This window comes from Pseudomonas sp. GP01-A4, from assembly GCF_058780865.1.
On the sequence record NZ_JBYSWF010000014.1, the window covers coordinates 104701 to 113663 of the forward strand.

Sequence of the window (8963 nt, forward strand, 5' to 3'; positions counted from 1 at the left end):
GCCCTAAGTTATAGCCACAGGACTTGCGTTTGACCAGCGCAAAAAAAAGCCGCAAGGCCGGAATGATCCGGGCCTGCGGCTTCAGAACGCAGTGATCAGCGCGCGGTGATTTTCCACGCCCGATGGATCTTGGCGTTACGCGCAAAATCCGGGTCGATGGTCTTGTCGCTGATCTCTTCGACGGCATACCGCTCGACGAGGTTGTCTTCCAGCTGGAACTTGCGGAAGTTGTTCGAGAAGTACAACACGCCGCCCGGTGCCAGGCGCGCCATGGCCAGGTCCAGCAACTGCACGTGGTCGCGTTGCACGTCGAAGATGCCTTCCATGCGCTTGGAGTTGGAGAAGGTCGGCGGGTCGATGAAGATCATGTCGAACTCATCGCGGCTGGCTTCCAGCCAGGCCATCACGTCGCCCTGCTCCAGGCGGTTCTTGTCGGAGAAACCGTTGAGGGAGAAGTTGCGGCGCGCCCAGTCCAGGTAGGTCTTCGACAGGTCGACGCTGGTGGTGCTGCGCGCGCCACCCTTGGCGGCGTGCACACTGGCGGTGGCGGTGTAGCAATACAGGTTGAGGAAGCGTTTGCCGGCCGCCTCTTTCTGGATGCGCATGCGCATTGGACGGTGGTCGAGGAACAGGCCGGTGTCCAGGTAATCGGTCAGGTTGACCAGCAACTTGACGCCGCCTTCGCTGACCTCGGTGAACTTGCCCTGGGCGCTCTGGCGCTCGTACTGCTTGGTGCCGCTCTGGCGTTCGCGACGCTTGACCACCACACGGTTCTTGTCGATGCCCAGCGCCTGGGGAATGGCCGCCAGGGCATCGAACATGCGTGCCGAAGCTTTTTCCGGGTCAATCGACTTCGGCGCCACGTATTCCTGGACATGGACCCAGTCGTGGTACAGGTCGATGGCCATGGAGTATTCCGGCATGTCGGCATCGTACACACGGTAGCAATCGACGCCTTCGCGCTTGGCCCACTTGCCCAGCAGTTTCAGGTTCTTTTGCAGGCGGTTGGCAAACATCTGCCCGCCTTCGCTCAAGCGCGCCTGCTCGACCACTGGGGCCGGGGCGGGTTTGATCGGGTTCCCGTTCTTGTTGTACTGGCGCTCTTGCGGCTCGGTCGGCGCCTGGTCGTAGGCCGCTTGCTCGCGCTCGGCCTGGCGTTGTTCCGGGGTGCGACGCTCGCCGGTGACGAACTGGTCCGGGGTGACCTTGATCAGCAGCAATTTGCACGGCAAGGCGCCGTTCCAGAACGAATACTGTTTGTGGCTGCGGATGCCCATGCGCTTGCCCAGGTCCGGAGCACCGGTGAACACCGCCGCTTCCCAGCCCAGGCACGCCTGGCGCAGACGCTCGCCGAGGTTCTGATAGAGGTACAACAGGCTGGCTTCATCACCCAGACGCTCGCCATACGGCGGGTTGCAGATCACCAGGCCTTTCTGGTTCTGGTCCGGACGCGGCTCGAAGGTACCGACTTCGCCCTGGTAGATCTTGATCCAGTGGCTGAGGCCTGCGCGTTCGATGTTGTTACGGGCGGGTTGGATCAGGCGAGGATCCGCCTCGTAACCACGAATCCACAGCGGTGGCTTGGCCATGCCGATGGCGGCACGTTCGCTGGCCTCTGTGTGAAGTTTTTTCCACAGCGCCGGAACGTGGCCAAGCCAGGCGGTGAAACCCCACAGCTCACGGTTCAGGTTGGGCGCCATGTCGGCGGCGATCATCGCGCCTTCCACCAGGAAGGTACCGACGCCGCACATCGGGTCCGTCAGCGCGCCGCCTTCGGCAGCGATGCGCGGCCAGCCGGAGCGAATCAGGATCGCCGCCGCCAGGTTCTCTTTCAACGGTGCCGCGCCCTGCTGCAGGCGGTAGCCGCGCTGGTGCAGGCTGTGGCCGGACAAATCAAGGGAAAGGATCGCTTCGCCACGGTCCAGGCGCAGGTGGATGCGCAGGTCCGGGTTGATCTTGTCGATGGATGGACGTTCGCCGGTCGGGGTGCGCAGCTTGTCGACAATCGCATCCTTGACCTTCAGCGCGCCGAAGTGGGTGTTGTCGATGCCCGAGCCATGGCCGCTGAATTCAACGGCCAGGGTGCCGTCGGCGAGCATGTGGTCTTCCCACTCGATGTCCAGCACCCCGTGGTACAGGTCTTCGGCGTCCTTCATCGGGAAGCGCTTGAGCACCAGCAACACGCGGTTGGCCAGGCGCGACCAGAGGCACAGGCGGTAGGCGGTCTCCATGTCGGCCATGCCGCGCACGGCCGAGGTGTGCTCGCGGGCTTCCTCAAGGCCAAGCCCGACGGCTTCCTCGATCAGCAGGCCTTCGAGGCCCTTGGGGCAGGTGAGGAAGAGTTCAAAACGGTCCGACATGGGGCATTCCAGGCTTTTCAGCAATAAGTGAACGGGCGACGCATCGCGCGTTCGGTTTTCAATCAAGCGCTTTTCTTGAAGAGCGCTCGTGTGGCACGAATGTGCCGTTCCACCCCGGCTACCGGCCTTTCGGGCCTTTATCGACGGGGCAGTTCAAGTATTTGGAGCAACAAGAAGAAACATTCCGACCCTTCGTCGAATAATAACCGACTGCAACAGGCGGACATTCTCACTAAAGGATTAAACCCATCCTCTTTGAAGGGCACATCATAGCTGGGTTTGCCCAATAAAAGGGGCGAAAAGCCATCCCAGCTTATGGCTATAGCATCGTTATCGTTACGTGCTTATGACAAAACGATCATTGAATCCATGTGACCTATTGGTTAGAACTCAACACAGGTTGGCGCCGTAACGACGCCGACACATAGCTCGCCACGCCGGCAGCGAGCGCACCAACGGCAGAAAAACTCTGCCCGGCCTCGGACGAGGCCGAAGGATATCAAGACAGTCAACAAGTGAGGGAAACACCCTATGAGAAGACTTAAGCGTGATCCGTTGGAAAGAGCATTTTTACGCGGATATCAATATGGCGTTCATGGCAAATCCCGTGAGCTTTGCCCATTTACTCTACCGTCGGTACGCCAAGCCTGGATCAACGGCTGGCGAGAAGGACGCGGCGACAACTGGGACGGTATGACTGGCACTGCGGGAATCCACAGACTCAACGAACTTCACGCCGTCGGCTAATCAAGGGCATTTAATTCCGACACCAGCACGAATACGCAACCACTTAACCACGCACGCCCCATCCGGGCGGCGGGCTTCGGCCCAGGGGCTCCTTCAAGGAGCCCTTTTTATTGCCTGTTGTCAGCCGCGCGGCAATGCCGCAATCGCATCCACCGCCTGGCGAATCAACGCCGGGCCCTTGTAGATAAAGCCGGAGTACAACTGCACCAGGCTCGCGCCGGCGGCGATTTTCTCGGCCGCGTGCTTGCCCTCGGTGATGCCGCCCACGGCAATGATCGGCAAGCGCCCTGCCAACTCGGCCGCCAGCACCTTGACGATGTGGGTACTCTGGTCGCGTACCGGCGCACCGGACAGGCCGCCCGCTTCGTCACCATACGCCAGGCCTTCGACACCGACGCGGCTCAGGGTGGTGTTGGTGGCGATCACCGCATCCATGCCCGAATCCACCAGGGCCTGGGCCACCAGTACGGTCTCTTCGTCGTTCATGTCCGGGGCAATCTTGATTGCCAGGGGCACACGCTTGCCGTGGCGCACAGCCAAATCTTCCTGGCGCTGGCGCAAGGCTTCGAGCAGTTGCTTGAGGGAGTCGCCAAACTGCAGGCTGCGCAGGCCCGGGGTGTTAGGCGAGCTGACGTTGACCGTGACGTAGCTGGCGTGGGCGTAGACCTTGTCCAGGCAAATCAGATAGTCATCCACCGCACGCTCCACCGGCGTGTCGAAGTTCTTGCCGATATTGATCCCGAGGATACCGGTGTACTTAGCCGCCTGAACCCGTGACAGCAGGTTATCCACACCCAGGTTGTTGAAGCCCATGCGATTGATGATCGCCTCGGCTTCCGGCAGGCGGAAGATCCGCGGCTTCGGGTTGCCCGGCTGCGGCCGTGGGGTCACGGTGCCGATTTCGACAAAGCCAAAACCCAGCTGCGCAAAACCGTCGATGGCTGCACCGTTTTTGTCCAAACCCGCAGCCAGGCCTACCGGGTTGGGGAAATCGAGCCCCATCACCGACACCGGCATTTTCGCCGGGGCCTTGCACACCAGGCCATTGAGCCCCAGGCGGCCACCGGCACCGATCAAGTCCAGGGACAGATCGTGGGAAGTTTCCGGAGAGAGTTTGAACAACAGCTGGCGGGCCAGGGTATACATGGGCGGGCTTGACTCGGATGGCGGCGAAAGGTGGCGGCGATTATAGCCGGGGTGACGGGCTGCATGCGAGGCGTGCCGTCCAATCGTCAGTTACGGTGCGTCATCAGTTCCTCATAGCGGGCCCAGATTTTTTGCGCATAGCGAAGACGCAGGGCCTCACGCTGAGGCCCGGGCCCGCCGCCCACATTGTAGGAACCGATCGCCGTCCAGTTGTAGCCGAACTGTTTGACGAAATCGGCAAGGATCGACGCCCCCACCTCCACCGACAGGCAAGGCTCATCCAGCAAGCGCTGCTCGGTAATGCCCTCCTTGAGCAGGCGCGGCAGGTGAATGCTGTTGATCTGCATCAGCCCGATATCACGGGTGCCGTTGTTGTTGGCGTAATTCATGGCCTTGGCGCGGTAGCCCGACTCCACCGCGGCGATGGCCTGCAACAATTCCGGCTCCATGCCGTATCGGCTGGCAGCCTCGGCCCAGCAATACGCCCGGGCTTCATTGCCGAAGCCGAGCGTGAGCATCAGCAGCAGCGCCCCCTTGCACCGGGCGCCGCTCATGCCTGCCCCCGACCGCAGGTGGAACAGACAGCGCCCACCGTCAGGCTGGTCATCCTGACCGCACAGGTCACCCGGTACCCTTTGCCGTATACCGTCTTGATCAGACCCTTGCCGCCCTTCAAATATTTGCGCAGCGAACAGATGCAACGGGTCAGGGACTCTTCCGTGGCCTCGTTATGGGGCCATGCCTGTTCCAGCAAGTGGTCCTTGGTCACCAGCACTCCGGCCGAGGACAGCAACAGGCGCAACACCTGCCACTCCTTGGGCGGGAGTTGAATATCCGAGTCTTCACTGGTCAATCTACCGTCGCCGTGCAACGTCCAGCGCTCAAAGACCATGGGGGTAGCCAGTACCCCATCGTTCACCACGGCCATTCGTACCTCCGCACCCAACTCACCTTCATTTCCAACACTGGTTTCCTGAAGGTCGCGACTATAAAAAGCCCACTCGCTGTATAGGAGAGGAAAAAACCCCATAGGCACTGATTTTTTCAGACTGGGCACGTAGGACCTTTCGACGATGCCCGCCCAGGCGCGCCACCAACGTTCTTATCCTTCGGTCACCCGGGTAAATGCCCGCTTCACCTGCTCATGCTGGGAGCGCGTCAACGGCGGCGCCTGCCCGGGCTCGGCAGCGGTATGCAGCACATTTGCGACCGCCGTCGCCTGAATCACAAACAATCGCACACTGTTGGCCATGGGCCCGTTGTAGCGTCCGAGCAAGGCTGTGCCGGTATCGCGCTGAAAATTCCCCACCAGCAATCGCCTACCCGGTGTCACACGCACCACCGTGTTGATCCCCATCCGCTCCACCCCCGCCGAGGGTTTGTCGCGACTGGCAGCCTTGCCCATCTGGCGGCCATCCTCGACGGTGAGCAGCATCTCGATTTCATTCGCCTCGGCGAAGCGCGGCAGAACACTGACCTGCGTACCAAAGACCACCGGTTGCCATTCGTCGTAGTCTTCACCCGGCCGGGGCAGATAGAACGTCTGGTTGTCGTTGAAAACCGCGGGCACATTCTCCTGGGTGAGAATCACCGGCAACGTCGTGACCCTCGCTCGCCTGCGCAACTCCAAGGCGGTGATCCGCTGCATGAATGCTTCGTCCTCGATGGGTGCCATGACCCGGGTCGCTGAAGGCTTGTCCGCCCCCTTGTGCATGGTCGCGCCGATCTTCTTGAGCTCATCGCGGTCCACATCCACCAGCCACATCGAAACCTCCACCGCGCGCTTCGGTACGTCCAGTTCTGCCACCAGACCTTCGATAAAGCTCACCTGCGCGGGCTTGCCCTTGATCAGCAGGCTGTTGGTGTCCGGGTACGCCAGCACCGAGATATTCTTGTCGGCCAGTAATCCGGGTTGCCGCGGGGACGCACTCTCCTGCTCGACGGCCAGCAGTTTTTCGATCATGGATGCCATGCCCGGCACCGTGACGGTTCTGTCGCCCATGTTGTACTCGCGGTCTGCAACGTGGGTGTTGAGCACCTGCACCACCCCGATCCGCTGCGGCCCCAGGCGCAGTTCCGCACGCTGGCGGTCCATCAGTTGGGCCAGGCGCAGCACATGGTCGACATAGTTCGGCGGCCCGGACACGTAGAACACCCGCGCCCCACTCGCACGCAGCGGGTAGCGCGCCTCTTCGAGCCCCGAACGGCGCATGAACCCACGCAGGAGGTCGACCGAGATATGCCGCAGGGTCACTACCGAGCTTTTCGCCTCGTCGGCGTCATAGAGGTAAAGCACCTGGCCATCGGTGTACCAGATCAGGCCTTGCTGCTGGGCGACCGACTCCAGCAGCGGTTGGGGCGAGTCGAAATCGAACGCCCCGCTGATGCGCTTGCGAGCTGCCGCCTGACTGACAACGATCGGCTGCCCCAGCGGCAGGGACAACGCGGTAAAAAAAGTGTGCAGGCTTTCATCACGGGCCTGGTAGGAGTACCCGAACGCGCCGGGGCTGCCCAGCAGCACCAGGCCGAAAAGCAGCGTCGAGAAACGGTGAAGGTGGCTGAACATGCCTGCATGGCCCGGGCTGAAAGAGCGGCCATACTGCGAGGCAGGCCGATTTCAATCCTGATGGAAAGCTGACGCCCAACCCATCCTGTGCGCATCGTGGCATGTGCCTTGCTTTGCCTTGTCTATCGCAGCTCGCGCCAACGGCGGAACGGGCTCAAGGACACAGACGTCGTTACCCCGGGCTCTTCTTCTGAGTACCCGACGGAACGGCGTTTTTTTATGAAAGGTACGTATTGATGAGTGATCCCCTGGCTTGGGTCAACGGCAGCGATGCCCCGGAAAAGAGCAGCCTCAACCTGGGTTTCATGGCCCTGAGCGATTGCGCCTCGGTGGTGGTCGCCGCCACCCAGGGCTTCGCCCAGCCCTATGGCCTGACCTTGAATCTCAGGCGCCAGTCATCATGGGCCAGCCTGCGGGACAACCTGGTCAGCGGCGAACTGGACGCCGCCCACAGCCTGTACGGCCTGATCTACGCCGTGCACCTGGGCATCGGCGGCGTGGCACCCACCGATATGGCGGTGCTGATGGGCCTGAACCAGAACGGCCAGAGCATCAACCTGTCCCGTGGCCTGCAACAGCTGGGGGTGACCAGTCCTGAGGCACTGGACCGCCACGTGCACCAAAGCCGAACAAAACTCACCTTCGCCCAGACCTTTCCCACAGGTACCCACGCCATGTGGTTGTATTACTGGCTGGCCAGCCAGGGCATCCATCCCCTGCAGGATGTGGACAGTGTGGTGGTGCCGCCGCCGCAGATGGTTGCGCACCTGCAAGCCGGGCGCATCGACGGCTTTTGTGTGGGCGAGCCCTGGTGCGCCAGTGCGGTGAAGCAGAACCAGGGTTTTACCCTGGCCACCACCCAGGCACTGTGGCCGGACCATCCGGAAAAAGTTCTCGGCTGCACCCAGGCATTTGTCGAGCAATACCCCAATACCGCCCGGGTACTGGTGATGGCGATCCTGCAGGCCAGCCGTTTTATCGAACAGAGCACGGAAAACCGCCGCTCCACTGCACAGTTGCTGAGCGCCCCGCAGTACCTCGACGCCCCGCTCGATTGCATCGAACCGCGCCTGCTCGGCGACTACGATGACGGCCTCGGCAACCACTGGCAGGATCCCCACGCGCTGCGTTTTTATGGCGACGGCGAGGTGAACCTGCCCTACCTGTCTGATGGCATGTGGTTCATGACCCAGTTCCGCCGCTGGGGCCTGCTGCGGGAGGACCCGGACTACCTCGGCGTTGCCCGGCGTGTGCAACAACTGGACATCTATCGCCAGGCGGCCAGCGCCGTGGGCGTGCCTGCCGGTGGCGAGGCCATGCGCAGCAGCCAGTTGATCGACGGAAAAATCTGGGACGGTTCGGACCCGGCCGGGTATGCCCGCAGCTTTCGCCTGCATGCCATGGCAGATGTTGCCAGCCGCCAGGCCTTGCGCTGACAGGAGGAACCCATGCTACGAATCCTGTTGATCAATGACACACCGCGCAAGGTCGGTCGGCTCAAGGCTGCGTTGACCGAGGCCGGGTTTGAGGTGATCGATGAATCGGGGTTGACGATCGACTTGCCGGCGCGGGTCGAAGCGGTGCGCCCGGACGTGATTTTGATCGATACCGAGTCGCCGGGACGCGATGTGATGGAGCAGGTGGTGCTGGTGAGTCGCGACCAGCCACGGCCGATTGTGATGTTTACCGATGAGCATGATCCGGGGGTGATGCGTCAGGCGATCAAGTCCGGGGTGAGTGCCTACATTGTCGAGGGGATTCAGGCGCAGCGGTTGCAGCCGATTCTGGATGTGGCGATGGCGCGGTTCGAGAGTGACCAGGCGCTGCGCGCGCAGTTGCAGGCGCGGGATCAGCAGTTGGCCGAACGCAAGCGGATCGAAACGGCCAAGGGGTTGTTGATGAAAATGAAGGGGTGTAATGAGGAAGAGGCCTACACGCTGATGCGGCGTCAGGCGATGAGTCGGCAGCAGAAGCTGATTCAGGTGGCGGAGCAGATTATTGCGATGAGTGAGTTGTTGGGGTGAGAGGGGGGTCGGGGTGTATATCCGTTATTTAGGTAACGGCGACTATTGGTTCCGCTCTTACAGCGGCTCACTTTTGAACAGCGCAAAAGTAAGCAAAACGCTCTTGCCCCACCACTCGGC

General features: G+C 61.7%; 8 protein-coding genes. 3 read left to right on the forward strand and 5 right to left on the reverse strand.

The genetic code is table 11. The features are described from left to right. Positions 1-95: 95 nt before the first annotated feature. Positions 96-2360, reverse strand: coding sequence for a bifunctional 23S rRNA (guanine(2069)-N(7))-methyltransferase RlmK/23S rRNA (guanine(2445)-N(2))-methyltransferase RlmL (gene rlmKL / locus AC3WKX_RS11330; protein WP_003219107.1), 2265 nt, complete (start codon positions 2358-2360; stop codon positions 96-98). A gap of 531 nt (positions 2361-2891) precedes the next feature. On the opposite strand from rlmKL, the gene rmf reads away from it, so the two are divergent. Then, entirely contained in the window at positions 2892-3107 is a 216-nt protein-coding gene (gene rmf / locus AC3WKX_RS11335) for a ribosome modulation factor (RefSeq protein WP_002553055.1), read from the forward strand. Positions 3108-3227: 120 nt separating this feature from the next. Here rmf and AC3WKX_RS11340 read toward each other — a convergent pair whose 3' ends face one another. From AC3WKX_RS11340 to sctC, 4 genes are all read right to left on the reverse strand, one after another. Further along, the gene (locus tag AC3WKX_RS11340; RefSeq protein WP_003219118.1) at positions 3228-4253 is read right to left on the reverse strand and encodes a quinone-dependent dihydroorotate dehydrogenase; all 1026 of its coding nucleotides are present in this window, start codon (positions 4251-4253) and stop codon (positions 3228-3230) included. Positions 4254-4339: 86 nt separating this feature from the next. Continuing rightward, positions 4340-4807 (reverse strand): transglycosylase SLT domain-containing protein, encoded by a 468-nt coding sequence (locus AC3WKX_RS11345; protein WP_102606321.1) that lies wholly within the window; start codon positions 4805-4807, stop codon positions 4340-4342. Then, positions 4804-5181, reverse strand: a complete 378-nt coding sequence (locus tag AC3WKX_RS11350; RefSeq protein WP_023659087.1) for a winged helix-turn-helix domain-containing protein — start codon at positions 5179-5181, stop codon at positions 4804-4806. The genes AC3WKX_RS11345 and AC3WKX_RS11350 overlap by 4 nt, the downstream gene beginning before the upstream one ends. Positions 5182-5355: 174 nt before the next feature. Continuing rightward, positions 5356-6819, reverse strand: coding sequence for a type III secretion system outer membrane ring subunit SctC (gene sctC, locus AC3WKX_RS11355; RefSeq protein WP_102606322.1), 1464 nt, complete (start codon positions 6817-6819; stop codon positions 5356-5358). A 236-nt stretch (positions 6820-7055) separates the two neighbouring features. Between sctC and AC3WKX_RS11360 the strand changes: the two genes are divergently transcribed. Further along, positions 7056-8255 (forward strand): CmpA/NrtA family ABC transporter substrate-binding protein, encoded by a 1200-nt coding sequence (locus AC3WKX_RS11360; protein ID WP_003219123.1) that lies wholly within the window; start codon positions 7056-7058, stop codon positions 8253-8255. Positions 8256-8267: 12 nt separating this feature from the next. Continuing rightward, the gene (locus AC3WKX_RS11365; RefSeq protein WP_003219125.1) at positions 8268-8843 is read left to right on the forward strand and encodes an ANTAR domain-containing response regulator; all 576 of its coding nucleotides are present in this window, start codon (positions 8268-8270) and stop codon (positions 8841-8843) included. Positions 8844-8963: the final 120 nt, after the last annotated feature.